This is a genomic window from Nocardioides insulae DSM 17944 (assembly GCF_000422825.1).
GTDB classification, from domain to species: Bacteria; Actinomycetota; Actinomycetes; order Propionibacteriales; family Nocardioidaceae; genus Nocardioides; species Nocardioides insulae.
In genome coordinates, this window is sequence record NZ_AUGU01000013.1 from 617993 (window position 1) to 634063 (window position 16071).

The 16071-nt window shown below is 71.8% G+C and carries 14 protein-coding genes; 3 read left to right on the plus strand and 11 right to left on the minus strand.

Translation table 11 applies throughout. From position 1 onward, the window contains the following. Positions 1-46 precede the first annotated feature (46 nt). Positions 47-1168: a calcium:cation antiporter gene (locus G515_RS0103560; RefSeq protein ID WP_028659038.1), complete on the plus strand. Its 1122-nt coding sequence runs from the start codon at positions 47-49 to the stop codon at positions 1166-1168. A gap of 128 nt (positions 1169-1296) precedes the next feature. On the opposite strand, the gene rodA is transcribed toward G515_RS0103560, so the two are convergent. From rodA to G515_RS0103600, 8 genes are all read right to left on the minus strand, one after another. After that, entirely contained in the window at positions 1297-2505 is a 1209-nt protein-coding gene (gene rodA, locus G515_RS19345) for a rod shape-determining protein RodA (RefSeq protein WP_084653012.1), read from the minus strand. After that, positions 2502-4613: a penicillin-binding protein 2 gene (gene mrdA, locus G515_RS0103570; protein WP_028659039.1), complete on the minus strand. Its 2112-nt coding sequence runs from the start codon at positions 4611-4613 to the stop codon at positions 2502-2504. Before mrdA ends, rodA begins: the two co-directional genes overlap by 4 nt. A gap of 3 nt (positions 4614-4616) precedes the next feature. After that, the gene (mreD, locus tag G515_RS0103575; protein ID WP_028659040.1) at positions 4617-5153 is read right to left on the minus strand and encodes a rod shape-determining protein MreD; all 537 of its coding nucleotides are present in this window, start codon (positions 5151-5153) and stop codon (positions 4617-4619) included. Continuing rightward, positions 5150-6097 carry a rod shape-determining protein MreC gene (gene mreC, locus G515_RS19350; RefSeq protein WP_051217803.1) on the minus strand — a complete coding sequence of 316 codons (948 nt, stop codon included), beginning with the start codon at positions 6095-6097 and terminating at the stop codon, positions 5150-5152. The genes mreD and mreC overlap by 4 nt, the downstream gene beginning before the upstream one ends. A gap of 1 nt (position 6098) precedes the next feature. Beyond that, on the minus strand, positions 6099-7127 hold the full coding sequence (locus G515_RS0103585) for a rod shape-determining protein (protein WP_028659041.1): 1029 nt from the start codon (positions 7125-7127) through the stop codon (positions 6099-6101). Between the two features lie 192 nt (positions 7128-7319). Then, on the minus strand, positions 7320-7685 hold the full coding sequence (locus G515_RS23445) for a hypothetical protein (protein WP_028659042.1): 366 nt from the start codon (positions 7683-7685) through the stop codon (positions 7320-7322). A 363-nt stretch (positions 7686-8048) separates the two neighbouring features. Next, positions 8049-8456: a nucleoside-diphosphate kinase gene (ndk, locus tag G515_RS0103595; RefSeq protein WP_028659043.1), complete on the minus strand. Its 408-nt coding sequence runs from the start codon at positions 8454-8456 to the stop codon at positions 8049-8051. Between the two features lie 26 nt (positions 8457-8482). Next, positions 8483-9169 carry a pyridoxamine 5'-phosphate oxidase family protein gene (locus G515_RS0103600; RefSeq protein ID WP_028659044.1) on the minus strand — a complete coding sequence of 229 codons (687 nt, stop codon included), beginning with the start codon at positions 9167-9169 and terminating at the stop codon, positions 8483-8485. 71 nt (positions 9170-9240) lie between these two features. On the opposite strand from G515_RS0103600, the gene pdxR reads away from it, so the two are divergent. Next, positions 9241-10578, plus strand: coding sequence for a MocR-like pyridoxine biosynthesis transcription factor PdxR (gene pdxR / locus G515_RS0103605; protein ID WP_028659045.1), 1338 nt, complete (start codon positions 9241-9243; stop codon positions 10576-10578). 63 nt (positions 10579-10641) lie between these two features. Here pdxR and G515_RS0103610 read toward each other — a convergent pair whose 3' ends face one another. Genes G515_RS0103610 through folC form a run of 3 tightly spaced genes read right to left on the minus strand, consistent with a single transcriptional unit; the run spans position 10642 to position 13307 of the window. After that, positions 10642-11508 carry an MOSC domain-containing protein gene (locus G515_RS0103610; protein WP_036553842.1) on the minus strand — a complete coding sequence of 289 codons (867 nt, stop codon included), beginning with the start codon at positions 11506-11508 and terminating at the stop codon, positions 10642-10644. A gap of 27 nt (positions 11509-11535) precedes the next feature. After that, positions 11536-11943, minus strand: coding sequence for a DUF4233 domain-containing protein (locus G515_RS0103615; RefSeq protein ID WP_245565182.1), 408 nt, complete (start codon positions 11941-11943; stop codon positions 11536-11538). Next, the gene (gene folC / locus G515_RS0103620; protein ID WP_028659048.1) at positions 11940-13307 is read right to left on the minus strand and encodes a bifunctional tetrahydrofolate synthase/dihydrofolate synthase; all 1368 of its coding nucleotides are present in this window, start codon (positions 13305-13307) and stop codon (positions 11940-11942) included. The genes G515_RS0103615 and folC overlap by 4 nt, the downstream gene beginning before the upstream one ends. 88 nt (positions 13308-13395) lie before the next feature. On the opposite strand from folC, the gene valS reads away from it, so the two are divergent. Then, positions 13396-16041, plus strand: coding sequence for a valine--tRNA ligase (gene valS / locus G515_RS0103625; protein ID WP_028659049.1), 2646 nt, complete (start codon positions 13396-13398; stop codon positions 16039-16041). Positions 16042-16071 lie beyond the last annotated feature (30 nt).

Consider the following 16071-nt stretch of genomic DNA (forward strand, 5'->3'; position numbering starts at 1 on the left):
TGCCCCGGCCCGAGCCAGGGCCCGGGCGCATCCGTAAACTCCGCCCATGAGCGCGCCCATGGTCCGAGGCCCACTCCAATGGACCCTGGTGGTCCCGATCGCCGCACTCGTGCTGCTCTCGTCGACCTGGTCGTATCACGAGGGTCCGATCCTGCTGACCCTGATCGCGCTCGGCCTGGTGGGCGCGGTCCTCGCCGCCGTGCACCACGCGGAGGTCATCGCGCACAAGGTCGGGGAACCCTTCGGCTCGCTCATCCTCGCCGTCGCGGTGACGGTGATCGAGGTCGGCCTGATCATCATGCTGATGACCAGCGGCGGCGACGCCACCGCCACCTATGCGCGCGACACGGTGTTCGCGGCGGTGATGATCACGGTCAACGGCATCGTCGGGCTCTCCCTGCTCGTCGGCGCCGGCAAGGACCGGGTGGTGAGCTTCAACGCCTCGGGCACGGCTTCCGCCCTGTCCACGGTCATCGCGCTGGCCGGGATCTGCCTGGTGCTCCCGAGCTTCACCACGTCGGCGCAGGGCGGGGAGTACACCACCTTCCAGCTGGGCTTCGCCGCGGTCGCCTCGCTGGCCCTGTACGGCGCCTTCGTGGTCACCCAGACCGTCCGTCACCGCGACTACTTCCTGCCGGTCACCGCGGACAGGTACGGCCGGATCACCGGGCTGCTCGACGCCGACGGCGACGACCACGCCGACCCGCCCCCGGCCCGGGAGGCCTGGCTCAGCCTGGGCCTGCTCCTGTGCGCGCTGGTCTCGGTGGTCGGGCTGGCCAAGCTGCTCTCCCCGACGATCGAGCACGGGGTCACTTCGCTCGGTCTGCCGTACGGCGTGGTGGGCGTGGTGATCGCGATGATGGTGCTGGCGCCGGAGACCATCTCCGCGGTGCGCAACGCGAAGCGCGATCGGATGCAGACCAGCTTCAACCTCGCCTACGGTTCCGCGATGGCCTCGATCGGCCTGACCATCCCCACGATCGCGGTCGCGATGATCTGGATCGACGGGCCCCTGACCCTGGGCCTGGCTCCCACCCAGATGGTCCTGCTGCTGCTCTCGGTCGTGCTGGCCATCCTGAGCATCTCGCAGGGCCAGGCCAAGAGCCTGCAGGGCAGGGTGCACCTGGTGCTGCTGGCCGCCTTCCTGGTGGTCTCCGTCCAGCCCTGAGGGCGCACCCCGCCGGCCCACCCGGTGACGACCGTGGGACCGGCTCGGCGCCCGTGCCGCGCATCGAACGGGGCCAACCGCCGGGGCGGGCCCTGAGCTAGCCCATGCCTAGCTCAGCTAGCCCAGCACTAGCTCAGGGCGAGCCTGCCGGCGGGGGTGGCAGCGGTGCGCCCATGGATGTTCTGCAGCAGCCCGATCGCGAGCAGCACGGCGAACATCGAGGAGCCGCCGTAGGAGACCAACGGGAGGGGAACGCCGGTGACCGGCATGATGCCCAGGCACATCCCGATGTTCTGGAAAGCCTGGAAGCCGATCCAGCAGGCGATGCCGGCCGCGGCAACCCGGCCGAAGATGTCGTCGGTGCGTACGGCGATGCGCAGCGCCCGCCACAGCACGACCCCCAGCAGGGCGATCAGCAACCCTGCGCCGAGCAGGCCGAGTTCCTCGCCCGCGACGGTGAAGACGAAGTCGGTGTGCTGCTCGGGCACGAAGCCCGCCCGGGTCTGGCTGCCGTCGAAGAGCCCCTGCCCGAAGAGGCCACCGTTGCCGATCGCGATCCGCGCCTGCTGGACGTTGTAGCCCGCTCCGCGCGGGTCGAGATCGGGGTCGGTGAAGGCGAGGAAGCGATCGACCTGGTAGTCCTCGAGCACCCCGAGCGCGACCGCGAGCACGGCGGCTGCGACCGCGCCGACCACCAGCGCCCCGAGCCAGCGGCGCGGCGTACCGGCCGCGGCGAGGACCCCGAAGACAGTGGCCCCCAGCACCAGGGTGGTGCCCAGGTCGGGCTGCAGCACGATCAGCACGACGGGCAGGGCGGCGACCAGCAGCATCGCGAACACGTCACCGCTGCCCACCCGTCCCCGCCATCGCCCCTCGGTGCGCTCGGCCAGGACCAGGGCCATGCCGATCACGACCGCCAGTTTGGCGAACTCCGAGGGTTGGGCCGAGAAGCCGCCCAGGTCGATCCAGGACTTGGACCCGTTGACCGTCGAGCCCATCACGAGCACGAGGACCAGACCGACGACCGAGGCCAGATAGACCACCGGCGCGAGGATCCGGACCATGCGGTGGTCGATGAGCCATACGGTGATCATCAGGCCCAGACCGATCCCGATGTTCACCAGATGCCGGGGCACCAGACCGGAGAGCGAGTCCCGGGTCGCGGAGGCCACCAGCAGGGTGCCCAGGCACACGATGGCGAGCACCGCGGCGAGCAGGATCCAGTCGACCCGGGCGAGCCGGTCGCGCAGTCCCGGCCCGTGCCGGGCGCTGCGGCTCCAGCCCATCGGCGCCCGCCCGGTCGCGGCCGGTCTGCGGCTGAGGAGTCCCTGGCTCATCGGTCCTCGTCCTTCCGGCCCGGCGGCATGATCGCGCCGTCCTTGGTGAAGGTGGGAAGGGACTCCGGCGGGGTGACCCCGGGGATCGCAGCCCTCTCGTCGTTCTCCGCACCGTCCTGGACGCCGTAGAGCGCCTCCCAGATCGAGCGGACGGCGTCGCCGCTGGTGCCCGAACCGGTACCGCCCTGACTGACCATCATCACGACCACGTAGTTCTCGTCGTACGAGGCGACCCAGGAGGTGGACTGCTTGCCATAGACCTCGGCGGAGCCGGTCTTGCCGCGCACGTGCACATCGTCGAGGGGGAAGTCGGTGAACTTCCACGCCAGGGTGCCCGTGCGGGTGGTGCCCTGCAGCGCCTCGTCGATGTAGTCGATGGCGCCCTTGTCGACCTTGACCCGGCCCACCTTCGCCGGCTTGATCTTGCGCAGGACGGTGCCGTCCCCGCTCACCACCGCACGGCCGATCCGGGGCTCGTAGAGCGTGCCGCCGTTGGAGAGGGCGGCGTAGGCGCGGGTCAACTGGAGCGGCGTCACCAACGTGTCGCCCTGCCCGATGGCGAAGTTGACCGCGTCGCCGGCCCGGTAGGCATAGCCCTCGATGCAGAACTCCTCGGCGAAGCGATGGAGGAAGTCGCTGCCCTCGTCCTCGGCGAGCTTGCAGTAGTAGTCCTTCTGGGACTCGTAGTAGCTCCGCTTCCATTTCCGGTCCGCGATCCGACCGGTGGCCTCCTCGGGCAGGTCGACTCCGGTGCGCTCACCGAAGCCGAACCTCTTCGCGGTGGTCACCAGCGGGTCCTTGGCCTTCACGTCGTCCACGTCGGTGCCGTAGCGCGCCCAGAAGTCGTAGCCGACCCGGTAGAAGAAGGTGTTGCACGAGACCTGGAGCGCCTGGGCGAAGGAAATGTTGCCGTAGGCGGCGGACTCGTAGTTGTGGAAGGCGCGGTTGCCCACCTGGAAGTCCGAGGAGCAGTTGAGTTGGGTGTCGGTGCTGTAGCCGTTGCTCAGCGCACCCGCGGTCATGAACGGCTTCCAGGTCGACCCCGGTGCGAACTGGCCCTGGGTGGCCCGGCTCAGCAGCGGCATGCCGGCCTGCTCGCTGTACAGCCGCTTCAACTGCCTCTGGGTGATACCCCCGACCCAGACCGAGGGGTCGTAGGTCGGCTGGCTGGCCAGGGCGACCAGTCGACCGGTCTTCGCCTCCATCACCACGACGGCGCCCGAGTCGGCCTCGTAGTTGCGTCCGGTGACCTCGTCGAAGGTGCCCCGGGCCCGGGTGATGGTCGCGTGCAACTGCCGCTCGGCGATGCCCTGCACCTTGGCGTCGATGCTGGTCACCAGGGTGTCGCCGGCCTGGGCGGGCACCGCCTCACCCTCGCCGAGCACCCGGCCGCGCGAGTCGACCGCGACCGAGGTGTGCCCCGGCATCCCGCGCAGCCAGGCGTCGTACTCCTTCTCGACGCCCGCCCGGCCGATCACCGAGGTGCCATTGACCGACTGGTCTCCGTCCTCCTCGGCCCGGTCGTACTCCTCACCGGTGATGGGGCTCAGGTAGCCGAGCACATGGGCGAGGTTGACGCCGTAGGGCCGCGGGTAGGCCCGCACGTTCACCTGGTCGGCCACCACCGCGGGGTAGTCCTCCGGCTGTTCCAGGACGGAGAGGGCGACCCGCTCCTTGACCCCGGTCGCCACCGGCACCGGCTGGTACGGCGAGCCGTTCCAGCAGCGGTCCTCGACGGCGTCCTCGGTACCGCAGTCCACCAGGGCCGCACGCATCCGGCGTACCGGCACGTCCACCGCCCTGGAGACCCGCCGCAGGACGCGCCTCTGGTCGCGCTCCTCGAGACTGCCCAGCACGGTGCGGTCCACGCTGATGCGCCACGACATCCGGTTGGTGACCAGCGGCCGGCCCTGGGCGTCGACGATCAGGCCGCGGGCGGGCTGCTGCACCACCTCACGGACGGACTGGGAGGCGGCGGCCGCGGTGTACGCATCGCCGTCGACGACCTGGACGTAGTAGAGGCGAGCCAGGAGGGTCGCGAACAGAGCGACCACGAGCGCCTGGATGACCACCAGGCGCAGCCGACTGGTGCGGGAGGTGCGGTTCATCGGCTAGCCCCGCATCGGCGACAGGTCGGGCTGCGGGTCGTGGGAGAAGCGACGCAGCCACCACAGCAGCGGAGGCATCACCAGTGGGGTGATCAGCACGTCGATCGCCACCGCGACCGCGATCACCCAGAGCAGGTCGGACACCGGCACCATGGGATCGCCGAGGATCAGTCCGCTGAGGGCGAAGACGCTGGTGGCGAGGAAGGAACAGGCCGCAACCGTGGCCACCGTCGCGGTGGCGCTCGGTCCGGTCCGGTCCTCGGGCCGGAACCGGGCCGCGACGTAGGCGGCCAGCACCAGCGCCAGTGCCCAGCGTCCGGCCGCGTGGTCGGCGGGTGGGACCAGGTCGAGGAGGAGGCCGGTCGCGAACGCCACCGGCAGCGCGACCCGTCCGCCCAGGGTCAGGGCCAGGGCGATGACCACCAGCAGCGCCAGGTCGGGAACGACCCCGCGCCAGGCGAAGCCGGACAGGACCGAGGTCTGGAGCACCACCGCGAGGGAGATCACCACGGCGATCAGGACACCGCGCACCAGGGTCATCGCAACTCTCCGTCTGCCTCGATGATCGCCCGGTCGCTCTCGGTGCCCGAGGGCACGACCACCCCGACGACGTCGAGTTCGGCGAAGTCGACGAAGGGCCGCACCTCGGCACGCTGGGAGGAGTCGCGCACGCTGGAGTAGACCGCGGTCACCTGCCCGATCGGCACGCCGGAGACGTACGGCGCCCCGCGGTTGCTCCCCCAGGTCACCACCGGGGCTCCGCGGCGGGGCACCTCGGTCTGGTCCAGCAGTTCGAGGTCGAGCCGGGTCTTCTCCCCCACCCCGCCGGTACCGTGCACGAACCCGGCCTCGCCGCTGTCTCCGACCCGGCCGCCGACGACGGACTCGGGATCGCTGATCGAGAGGACCGTGGCGGTGGAGGCGGTGACCCGCAGGACCCGCCCGACCAACCCCTCCGAGCTGACCACGGTCATGTCCGGGCGCAGGCCGGCGTCCGAGCCGGCGTCGATGGTGGCGGTGAGCGAGAAGCTCTGGGCGGGACCGAGGCCGATCACGCGGGCCGGCACGACGGCGTACCCGATCTGCTCGGCGGTGCGGGTCAGGCCCTCGTAGGAGGCGAGCTTGGCCCGGTCGTAGGGCCGGGTGGCCAGTTGGCCGCGCAGCTCGTCGTTCTCCTCCTCCAGGGCGGCGACCTGGTCGGTCAGGTCCGACTGGGTGCGGAACCAGTCCGGGATCGAGGTCAGCGGGCGGGCGACCGTCGCCGCCGTGGACTCGGCCGGACCGAAGACCGCCCCCGCCGCCTGCCGGGCAGGCTCGAGGGCTCCGGTGGAGGCGTCCACGGTGATGAGGGTCGCCGAGGCCAGCAGGAGCGCCACCAGGGTCGCTCGCCTGGGGCCGCGGGGGTCCCCCGGCGGGCGGCCGCCGAGCCGGCCGGGCCGCGCGCCGGTCTCCCGGCGCAGAGGACGTTCGTGGAGCAGGGTCATCTCAGAACCGCCGGGTCTCGGAGATCAGGACCTGCTGGAGCGCTTCGAACTCCTCGACACAGCGGCCGGAGCCCAGGGCGACCGAGGCCAGCGGGTTCTCGGCCACGTGCACCGGCATCCCGGTCTCGTGGCGGAGCCGCTCGTCCAGGCCGCGCAGCAGGGCACCGCCGCCGGTGAGCACGATCCCGCGGTCCATGATGTCGCCGGCGAGCTCGGGCGGGGTCTGGTCGAGGGTGGCGCGGACGGCATCGACGATGGTGCTCAGCGGTTCGTCCATGGCCGTGCGCAGCTCGGAGCTGCGGACCGAGACGGTCCGCGGGAGGCCCGACACGAGGTCGCGGCCGCGGATCTCGGCCTCGGGCTCGTTGCTCGAGGGCCACGCCGAGCCGAGCGTCATCTTGACCTCCTCGGCGGTGCGTTCGCCCAGCAGCAGCCCGTGCTCCTTCTTCATCCAGGTCACCAGGGCGGCGTCGAGGTCGTCGCCGGCGGTCTGCACGCTGATGCTGGTCACGATGCCGCCGAGGCTGATCACCGCCACCTCGGTGGTGCCGCCGCCCACGTCGACCACCATGTTTCCGGTGGGCAGGTGGACCGGCAGGCCCGCTCCGATGGCCGCGGCCATCGGCTCCTCGATGATGTAGACCCGTCGGGCGCCGGCCTGGTAGCCCGCCTCCTTGACGGCGCGCTGCTCCACGGTGGTGATCCCGCTCGGCACGCAGATGACCAGGCGCGGCTTGGCGAAGTAGCGCCGCCGGTGCACCTGGTGGATGAAGTAGCGCAGCATCTGCTCGCACGCCTCGAAGTCGGCGATCACGCCGTCCTCGAGGGGGCGCAGTGCGACGATGTTCTCGGGGGTGCGGCCGAGCATCCGCTTGGCCTCGTGCCCGACGGCGAGGAGTTCGCCGGTGGTCTGGTTGACGGCGACGACGCTGGGCTCGTCGACGAGCACGCCCTTGCCACGCACGTACACCAGCGTGTTGGCGGTACCGAGGTCCACCGCCATGTCACGGCCGATGAAGCTGTTCGCCATGCCTGTCCTCGTCGTCCTGGTCTCGGGGAAGGTGGGGCAGGCAGGACGGCCCGACCCGTGGACGAGGCTAGGTCGACTCCCGCCCCTCCCCCGGGAGGCACGCCGTGACGGGTGTGGTGTATGTGACTCACGGGACTCGCCGGTCGGCGGAACCGGCCGGACCGTTTCGAGCGGTGACGCAGTCGGGCGGGCTCAGGACCCGTCGGCCAACCTCCCGGCCCGGTCCCCGACGTACACGGCGGCACCCTCGATCCGGATGGTCAGCACGTCCTCACCCGGCGTGTACGACGCCGCGAAGGTCTGCTCCTCCGACCGGGCGGTGAACCCCTGCTCGGCACCGTCGCCGCGGAGCACCTCCCAGCCGGCTCCCTCGAGGGTGCCGGCCAGCGCCTCGAGTCTCTCCGGACGTCCATGACCCCGGTCGACGACCAGGCCCACCCTCTTGACCGCGCCCTCGCCGGCCGTCCGCCACCGGGTCTCGCGCTGCTCGGCCTCGGGGAGCCACGGGGCGAGCCCCTGCACGGTCACCTCGACCGCCGCCTCGGCGGCCAGCAACATGTCGTCGGAGGCGGGCTTCGGGTCGGCATCCGAGGACGCGGGCGAGGCGGCGTCGGCGGTGTTACCGGTGTTGCTGGCGGACGAGGGCTCTGAGGACTGCGGCGTGAGGATGACGACTTCGCTCTCCGGTTGCTGCCGAGGCAGGGGCGCTCCGGGGGACGGAGCGCGCGAGGGGGCAGGGCAAGGGCGCACGCGCATGGGCCGGGTGTTCCCCGGATCACATCTCTCGAAACCCGGGGAACGTGATCCCGATCTCAGCGCCGATCCGCCCGCCTGCCGCTCGTCGAGTCGCTGGACGAGCACGCCGCTGGGGTGCGGCTGCGAACGGGACGGCGCAGCCGGCGGATCAGGACGCCCGTGGGGTCAGAAGCCGGGGAACCAGAGCGCGATCTCGCGCGCCGCTGACTCCTCGGAGTCAGAGCCGTGCACGAGGTTCTCGCGGTTGGAGAGGGACAGGTCGCCCCGGATCGTGCCGGGCGCGGCCTTGCGTCCGTCGGTGGCGCCGTTGAGGGCGCGGACCACCTCGATCGCCTCGTCGCCCTCGAGCACCAGTGCCACCAGCGGACCGCTCGTGACGAAGGTCCGCAGCGGCGGGTAGAAGTCGCGCTCGACGTGCTCGGCGTAGTGGGTGTCGGCCATCTCCGCGTCGATGATCCGCTGCTCCATCGCCACGATGGCGAGGCCCTTCGCCTCGAACCGGGAGAGGACCTCACCCACCAGGCCACGGCGGACCGCGTCAGGCTTGATGATCACGAAGGTGCGCTGGGTCATGGGGCGCAGCCTAGGGCACCACCCGCTCAGCGGAACCCGGCGGCCCGGTCCGCGACGTCGGCCGGCACCCGGCTCGGATCGGAGTCCTGGTCGCTCACCGGGCCGCCGGCGACCCGGCGCAAGGGGATGACGCCGCCCCAGATGCCGGCCGCGATGTCCTCGGGATCGTCGACCGGACCCTCGGCCCGCCGCTTCATGCTCGCCTCGGCCAGCGGCAGGGCGAGCACCACGGTCGCGGCGAGCTCCTTGCGTGTCGGCGGACGCAGGCTGGCGGACCGACCGGGGATCATCTGGTCGACGACGAGGTCGAGGGCGTGCCGGCGTTCCTGCTCGTCCTCCACCCGGCGGGCTCGGCCGATGACCACCGCACTGCGGTAGTTCATCGAGTGGTGGAACCCGCTCCGGGCCGCCACCAGGCCGTCGAGCTCGGTGACGGTGACGCAGACGTCGTGCTCGAGGGCACGAGCCAGCCAGCCCGCCCCGACCGAACCGTGCAGGTAGAGGCTGCCCCCCTCATCGGGCCCGTCCGGGTCGACGGCGTACGCCGTGGGCAGCACGACCGGGTGCCCGCCGGCCCAGACCCCGAGGTGGGCCAGCAGGGCCTCGTCGAGGAAGGCCAGGAGGTGGTCCCGTTCCGCAACCGTGCGGTTGCGGCCTCGGGTGGGGCTGGTGCGGGGGGTGGGCGAGAGCGGTGCGGCGGTCGCGGTGGTCATGGCCCCTATCCTGAACGGGTAGTGGCCTGGACGCACGGGCCAATCGACCGGCATTTCGACAGGACACTCCGATGCCCACACTCCCCCTCCGAGTGGACCGGGCGGCGTCCGACCCACTGCCCGCCCAGATCGCCGCCCAGATCCGCGGCCTGGTGATGGCGGGGACGCTGCGCCGTGCGGACCGACTGCCGTCCAGCCGGGCACTGGCCGGTGACCTCGGGGTGTCCCGCTCGGTGGCGGAGCAGGCCTACGAGCAGCTCCTCGCCGAGGGTTGGCTGCACACCCGACGGGGCGCGGGCACCTACGTCGCGCCCACCGCCCTCGCCGGCGTCTCCCCTCCACCCGCCGTCCGACCGGCGCCGAGCCCCGGTCCCACCCTGGTCCGGCTCGACACCGGAACACCCTGGATCGACCCGGTCCACCGAGCCGGCTGGCGACGGGCGTGGCGCGAGGTCTCGGCCGCCGCTCCCCCGCGCGGGTACGACGACCCCCGCGGCCTGCCCGAGCTCCGCCGCGCCCTCGCCGACCGGCTCGCTCGCACCCGTGGCCTCGACGTCGATCCCGACGAGGTGCTGGTCACCGCGGGCACCGCTGACGGCCTACGGAACCTGCTGCCCGAACTGCCGCAGGGGCCCGTCGCGGTGGAGGATCCGGGCTACCGCGCCGCCGTCGAAACGGTCCGACTGGCCGGGCGCCGGGTGGTCGACCTGCGCGCCGGCGAACCGGTCACCGATCTGCGCGGCTGCGTGGCGGCGTACGTCACCCCGGCCCACCAGCACCCGCTGGGCATGGTGATGTCCGCGGCGGACCGGCTCGGCCTGCTCGCAGCCGCCGCGGCCGCCGGGGCGGTCGTGGTCGAGGACGACTTCGACTCCGAGTTCCGCTACGACGTCGCACCGGTGCCGGCCCTGGCGAGCCTGGACCGCGGCCGGGTCGCCTACCTCGGCACCGCGGCCAAGATCGTCTCCCCCACGCTGAGGCTGGGCTGGCTGGTCGCCCCGGCGTCGCTCACCGCGGCGATCACCCACCGGCGCAGGGTGACCCACGCCGGCGCCGCCTGGCCCTCCCAGCGCGCCCTGCTCACCCTGCTGCGCGACGGCTGGGTCGACAAGGTGGTCCGCACCGCCCGTCGGGTGTACGCCGAGCGGGCGCCCCGCGTCGCGGCCGCGCTCGCGCCGTACGCCGAACTCGCCGGCCCGCTGGCAGGGATGTACTCCACCTGGCTGCTCCCCCACGCCGACGCCGTTCGGGCCCGCGACTCCGCTCGCCTGGCCGGGTTCGAGATCAACCTGCTGCGCGACTACTCCCGCAGCAGCGGCCTGACCGGCCTCGTGGTCGGGTTCGGCGGTGTCACCGACGACGAACTCGACCGCGCCCTCGACGCACTGACCCGGGGCCTCGGTCAGTAGGAGATCGCGAAGGAGTCCTGCTCCACGACGACAGCCCCTGCCCGCACGGCCTCGGGGCCCGGACTACTCGGCCCGCACCGGGTCGCCCACGGCCAGGACGCCGGGGGCGGCGACGCCGGCGTAGGCGCCCAGACAGGCCCACTCGCCGAACGGTTCGACGGGCAGGGTGTTGGCCCGGATGACCCCGTGCAACCCGTCGCGGTCGGCCGGCAGCCCGGCATGACCGAGGGTGGTCATGACGCAGCGCACGGTCGGCATGAAGACCCGGGCGGCCACCGCACCGACGTGCACGGTGCGGCCGACCCACCCGTTCTCCACGAAGCCCTCGCCGACGGAGTCGATCACGAGGTTCGGGCGGTAGCGCCGCGGATCGAACGCGCCGGGGGCGGCCTCCGGACTCGCCCGTTCCAGCAGGTCGAGCGAGGAACTGGTGAGCAGATGCAGGGCGGCCACGTCGTAGGAGCGCCCCGGGGGCGACTGGATGTCCACCTGCCGCTCACCGTCGTCGTTGCGCTCCGCGTCGCGGGCGAAGCCGTTGAGCGGCTGGTCCTCGGGCCACACCATCTCCATGGTCTGCCCGGCCAGCGCGCCCACATCGGTGAGCCGCACCGCGGTGCCCAGCACCCGGGAGAGCGCCTCGTCGACCTGCGGGTCGTCGCCGGAGACGACCGTGCCGTCCGGACAGGTGATCCGCACCGGCGGCAGCGGTTCGCCGGCCACGGGCTCACCGGCGTACGCGGCGGAGAAGTCCAACAGGCCGGCCCAGCGGCGCGGCCGCTTGGCACTGAGGATCTTGCCGGTCGCGACGTCGACCAGGGCGAACCGGTGGTCACCGACCAACCCCTGACCGTCGACCTCGCAGCGGTCCAGGTCCTCCCCGCCCATCGACTTCACCGGGTAGCGGTGGATGCTGCGGATCGTGCCGGACATCGGGCCTCCGAGGGACGGGGTCAGCGGTCAGCCGACATCCTGCCCGGTCTCGCCCGACTCCGCAGCCAGTTGCGCGTCGAGGGCCGCGTACGCCGCCGCCCGCTCCCGGTCGATCTTGCGGCCGAGCAGGTCGGCCATCGCCCACAGGATGGCGAACACGATCCCCAGCACGAACATGATCGGGGTGAGGAAGCCCATCGCGATGGCGGCGACCTGCACCACCCAACCGGCGGTGTAGGCCCACGGCCGGCGCAGCATCCCGGAGAGCACCAGGCAGATCACACACAGGCCGAGCCCGAGGGTGAGCGCCAGCCCCACCCCGACGTTCTCGATCGAGATCAGCACCGGGGTGGCCAGGCCGACGGTGATCGCCTCCAGCGCCAGGACGGCGGCGCACATGCCGCGCCGCGGCGACTTCTCGCGTTCTGCGCTCACTTCGCACCGCCCAGCAACACTCGCGCCTCACCGACGGTGACCACCGATCCGGTGACCAGCACGGCACCCGAGCCGATCGAGTCGGTGGTGCCCTCCTCGGCCAGGGTCACGGCCGCCTCGATCGCCTCGGCGAGCCCAGGAACCACGCGCACCCGGTCCTCTCCGTAGATCTCGGTGGCGAGCTCGCCGAGCCGCTCGGCGTGCATGGCCCGGTCGGTGGAGTTGCGGGTCACCACCAGCATGTCCAGGGCGGGCTCGAACGCGGCGAGCAACCCCTCGGCGTCCTTGTCCCCCATCACGCTCAGCACGCCGACGAGCGGGCGGAAGGAGAACGAGTCGTCCAGTGCCGCCACGGCGGCCGCCGCCCCGTGCGGGTTGTGCGCGGCGTCGAGCACGATGGTCGGCGAGCGCCGGACGACCTCGAGGCGACCGGGCGAGGTGGCCTCGGCGAAGGCCGCCCGGACGAGGTCGTCCCCGAGCGGCTCCCCGCCGCCCACGAACGCCTCGACGGCGGCGAGCGCGAGGACTGCGTTCTGGGCCTGGTGGGCGCCGTACAGCGGCAGGAACAGGTCGTCGTAGCGACCACGCAGCCCCTGCAGCGAGACCAGTTGGCCGCCGACCGCGGGGGTACGGGAGACCACGCCGAACTCGACCCCCTCCCGGGCCACGGTGGCCCCCACCTCGGTGGCACGCGCCAGCAGCACCTCGGCCGCCTCGGGCTCCTGCTGGGCCAGCACCGCGACCGCGCCGGGCTTGATGATCCCGGACTTCTCGGTCGCGATCGCAGCCGGCGTCGTACCGAGGTAGCTGCTGTGGTCGACCGCGATGGGAGTCACCACCGCGACCTTGGCATCCATCACGTTGGTGGCATCCCACGAGCCGCCCATGCCCACCTCGACGACCGCGACGTCGACCGGCGCCTCGGCGAAGGCGGCATAGGCCATGCCGACCACCGTCTCGAAGAAGGACAACGGGTACGGCTGGTCGGCGTCGACAAGATGGGTGTACGGCGCCACGTCGTTGAACGCGCGCACGAACTCCTCGTCGCTCAGCGGCTCGCCGTCGACGCTGATCCGCTCGCTGATCTTCTCCACGTGCGGACTGGTGAAGCGACCGGTGCGCAGCTCGAGGGTGCGCAGCAGGGAGTCGATCATCCGACTGGTCGAGGTCTTGCCGTTGGTGCCGGTGAGATGGATGACGGGGTAGGCCGCCTGCGGATCGCCGAGCAGCTCGGTGAAGGCACGGATCCGGTCCAGGGACGCCTCCAGCCGGGTCTCCGGCCAACGGGACAACAGCGCGTCCTCGACCTCCGCCAGGGTCTCGGCCGGACGGGGGGACTGCATCGGTGCATCGGACTCGGTCATCGCCGGGCAAGTCTAGGCGGCAGTGGTCCGGCGGCCGGAATCACAACCGGTTTCGGGGCCGGGGCCCCCGACGCCTAGGATTTCGTCCATGACGGAGATCCAGAACAGCACGCAGGCGCCCGGGGGCACCGACACGACGAGCGCACCACGCGCCGTCGTCGTACCCGAGAAGCCCGCGCTCGAGGGTCTCGAGGGTAAGTGGAGCGCGCAGTGGAAGGCTGACGACACCTACGCCTTCGACCGCACCCAGCCCCGTGAGAACGTCTACGCGATCGACACGCCCCCGCCCACGGTGAGCGGCAGCCTGCACGTCGGCCACGTGTTCTCCTACACCCACACCGACCTGATCGCCCGTTTCCAGCGGATGCGGGGCAAGACGATCTTCTACCCGATGGGGTGGGACGACAACGGCCTGCCGACCGAGCGGCGGGTGCAGAACTACTTCGGGGTCCGATGCGACCCGACCCTGCCCTACGACCCCGACTTCACCCCGCCGGAGAAGCCGGACGGCAAGCGGCAGACGCCGATCAGCCGCCCCAACTTCATCGAACTGTGTGAGCAGTTGGTGACCCAGGACGAGCAGGCCTTCGAGGCGCTGTGGCGCACCCTGGGGCTCTCGGTCGACTGGGCGCAGCACTACACCACCATCGGTGCCAAGGCCCGGGTCGCCTCCCAGCGCGCGTTCCTGCGCAACCTGGCCCGCGGCGAGGCCTACCTGCAGGAGGCCCCCACCCTGTGGGATGTCACCTTCCAGACCGCCGTCGCCCAGGCCGAGCTCGAGGCGCGTGAGTACGCCGGCGCCTACCACCGGGTCGCGTTCCACCGGCCGGACGGCACCCCGGTGCACATCGAGACCACCCGTCCCGAACTGATCGCCAGCGTGGTCGCCCTGATCGCCCACCCCGACGACGAGCGGTACGCCGATCTGTTCGGCACCACCGTCACCTCGCCGATCTTCGGTGTCCAGATCCCGGTGCTGGCCCACCCCGCCGCCGAGATGGACAAGGGCGCGGGCATCGCGATGTGCTGCACCTTCGGCGACCTCACCGACGTCCAGTGGTGGCGCGAGCTCCAGCTCCCGGTCCGCACCGTGATCGGCCGCGACGGGCGGTTCAGCCGGGAGACGCCGGAGTGGCTCTCCGGTGAGGCGGCTGCCGCGGCGTACGAGGAACTGCAGGGCAAGACCGTGCACAGCGCCCGCGAGACGATGGTCGCCAAGCTGAAGGAGTCCGGCGACCTCGACGGCGAGCCCAAGCCGACCCAGCGGATGGCCAACTTCTACGAGAAGGGCGACAAGCCGCTCGAGATCGTCGCCACCCGGCAGTGGTACATCACCAACGGCGGCCGCGATGCCGACCTGCGCAACGCCCTGATCCAGGACGGCGAGTCCATCACCTGGGTGCCCGAGCACATGCGGCACCGCTACGACAACTGGGTGGGCGGCCTGAACGGTGACTGGCTGATCTCCCGCCAGCGCTTCTTCGGCATCCCGTTCCCGGTCTGGTATCGCCTGGACGCCGACGGCGAGCCCGACTACGACCAGCCGCTGCTGCCCACCGAGGCGCAGCTGCCGATCGACCCGTCCACCGACGCGCCCGAGGGGTACACCGAGGAGCAGCGCGGTCAGGCCGGTGGCTTCATCGGTGACCCCGATGTGATGGACACCTGGGCCACCTCCTCGCTGACCCCGCAGATCGCCGGCGGGTGGGAGACCGACCCCGACCTGTTCGAGCGGGTCTTCCCGATGGACCTGTGCACCAACGCGCACGACATCATCCGAACCTGGCTGTTCAGCCGGGTGGCCCGGGCGAGGCTGGAGAACGGTGCGGTCCCGTGGTCGCACGCGATGATCTCCGGGTTCATCCTCGACCCCGACCGGAAGAAGATGTCGAAGTCGAAGGGCAACGTCGTCGTCCCGACCGAGACCCTCGACAAGTTCGGCGCGGACGCCGTCCGCTGGCGTGCCGCGATGGCCCGCCCCGGCCTCGACTCGCCGTTCGACGAGACCCAGATGAAGGTCGGCCGCCGACTGGCGATGAAGGTGCTCAACGCCTCCAAGTTCGTGCTCGACCGGGTGCAGGCGACCGAGATCAACCCGTTCGAGGTGTCCGAGCCGATCGACTGTGCCCTGCTCGGCCGGCTGTGCACCGTCATCACCCGCGCCACCGAGGCGTTCGAGGCCTACGACTACACCACCGCGCTGGAGACCACCGAGAAGTTCTTCTGGGACTTCTGCGACGACTACCTCGAACTGGTCAAGGAGCGGGCCTACGCCCAGCCCGACGAGGAGGACTCCGCGGCACGCTCCGGCACCGCGTCGGCCAAGGCCACCCTCGCGATCGCGCTGCACGCACAGCTGCGCCTGCTCGCACCGTCCCTGCCCTACGTCACCGAAGAGGTCTGGTCGTGGTGGCAGGAGGGCTCGATCCACCGCAGCAGCTGGCCCACCGAACTGGAGCTGGGCTCCGCCGCCGCCGCCGACCCGGCCCCCCTGGACGCCGTCGCCGCTGCCCTGTCCGGCATCCGCGGCGCCAAGTCGGCCGCCAAGGTGAAGATGCGCACCCCGCTCGGCCGGGTGGTCATCACCGGCCCGGAGCCCCTGGTGGAGGGTGCCCGCATCGCCGCCGACGACCTGCGTCGTACTGGCGTGATCGAAGGCGACCTCGTCTTCACCGTGGACCCCGCGGCCGGCGAGCTCTCCGCCGAGGCCGAGATCGCTCCAGTGACCGACTGACCCCTCACCGCCCGCCCCCGGGGCCCCTCT

Bases quoted from the DNA above. Each gene is read 5' to 3' on its own strand.
- G515_RS0103560 (WP_028659038.1), top strand. From the start codon at position 47: ATGAGCGCGCCCATGGTCCGAGGCCCACTCCAATGGACCCTGGTGGTC.
- rodA (WP_084653012.1), bottom strand. From the start codon at position 2,505: ATGAGCCAGGGACTCCTCAGCCGCAGACCGGCCGCGACCGGGCGGGCG.
- mrdA (WP_028659039.1), bottom strand. From the start codon at position 4,613: ATGAACCGCACCTCCCGCACCAGTCGGCTGCGCCTGGTGGTCATCCAG.
- mreD (WP_028659040.1), bottom strand. From the start codon at position 5,153: ATGACCCTGGTGCGCGGTGTCCTGATCGCCGTGGTGATCTCCCTCGCG.
- mreC (WP_051217803.1), bottom strand. From the start codon at position 6,097: ATGACCCTGCTCCACGAACGTCCTCTGCGCCGGGAGACCGGCGCGCGG.
- G515_RS0103585 (WP_028659041.1), bottom strand. From the start codon at position 7,127: ATGGCGAACAGCTTCATCGGCCGTGACATGGCGGTGGACCTCGGTACC.
- G515_RS23445 (WP_028659042.1), bottom strand. From the start codon at position 7,685: ATGTTGCTGGCCGCCGAGGCGGCGGTCGAGGTGACCGTGCAGGGGCTC.
- ndk (WP_028659043.1), bottom strand. From the start codon at position 8,456: ATGACCCAGCGCACCTTCGTGATCATCAAGCCTGACGCGGTCCGCCGT.
- G515_RS0103600 (WP_028659044.1), bottom strand. From the start codon at position 9,169: ATGACCACCGCGACCGCCGCACCGCTCTCGCCCACCCCCCGCACCAGC.
- pdxR (WP_028659045.1), top strand. From the start codon at position 9,241: ATGCCCACACTCCCCCTCCGAGTGGACCGGGCGGCGTCCGACCCACTG.
- G515_RS0103610 (WP_036553842.1), bottom strand. From the start codon at position 11,508: ATGTCCGGCACGATCCGCAGCATCCACCGCTACCCGGTGAAGTCGATG.
- folC (WP_028659048.1), bottom strand. From the start codon at position 13,307: ATGACCGAGTCCGATGCACCGATGCAGTCCCCCCGTCCGGCCGAGACC.
- valS (WP_028659049.1), top strand. From the start codon at position 13,396: ATGACGGAGATCCAGAACAGCACGCAGGCGCCCGGGGGCACCGACACG.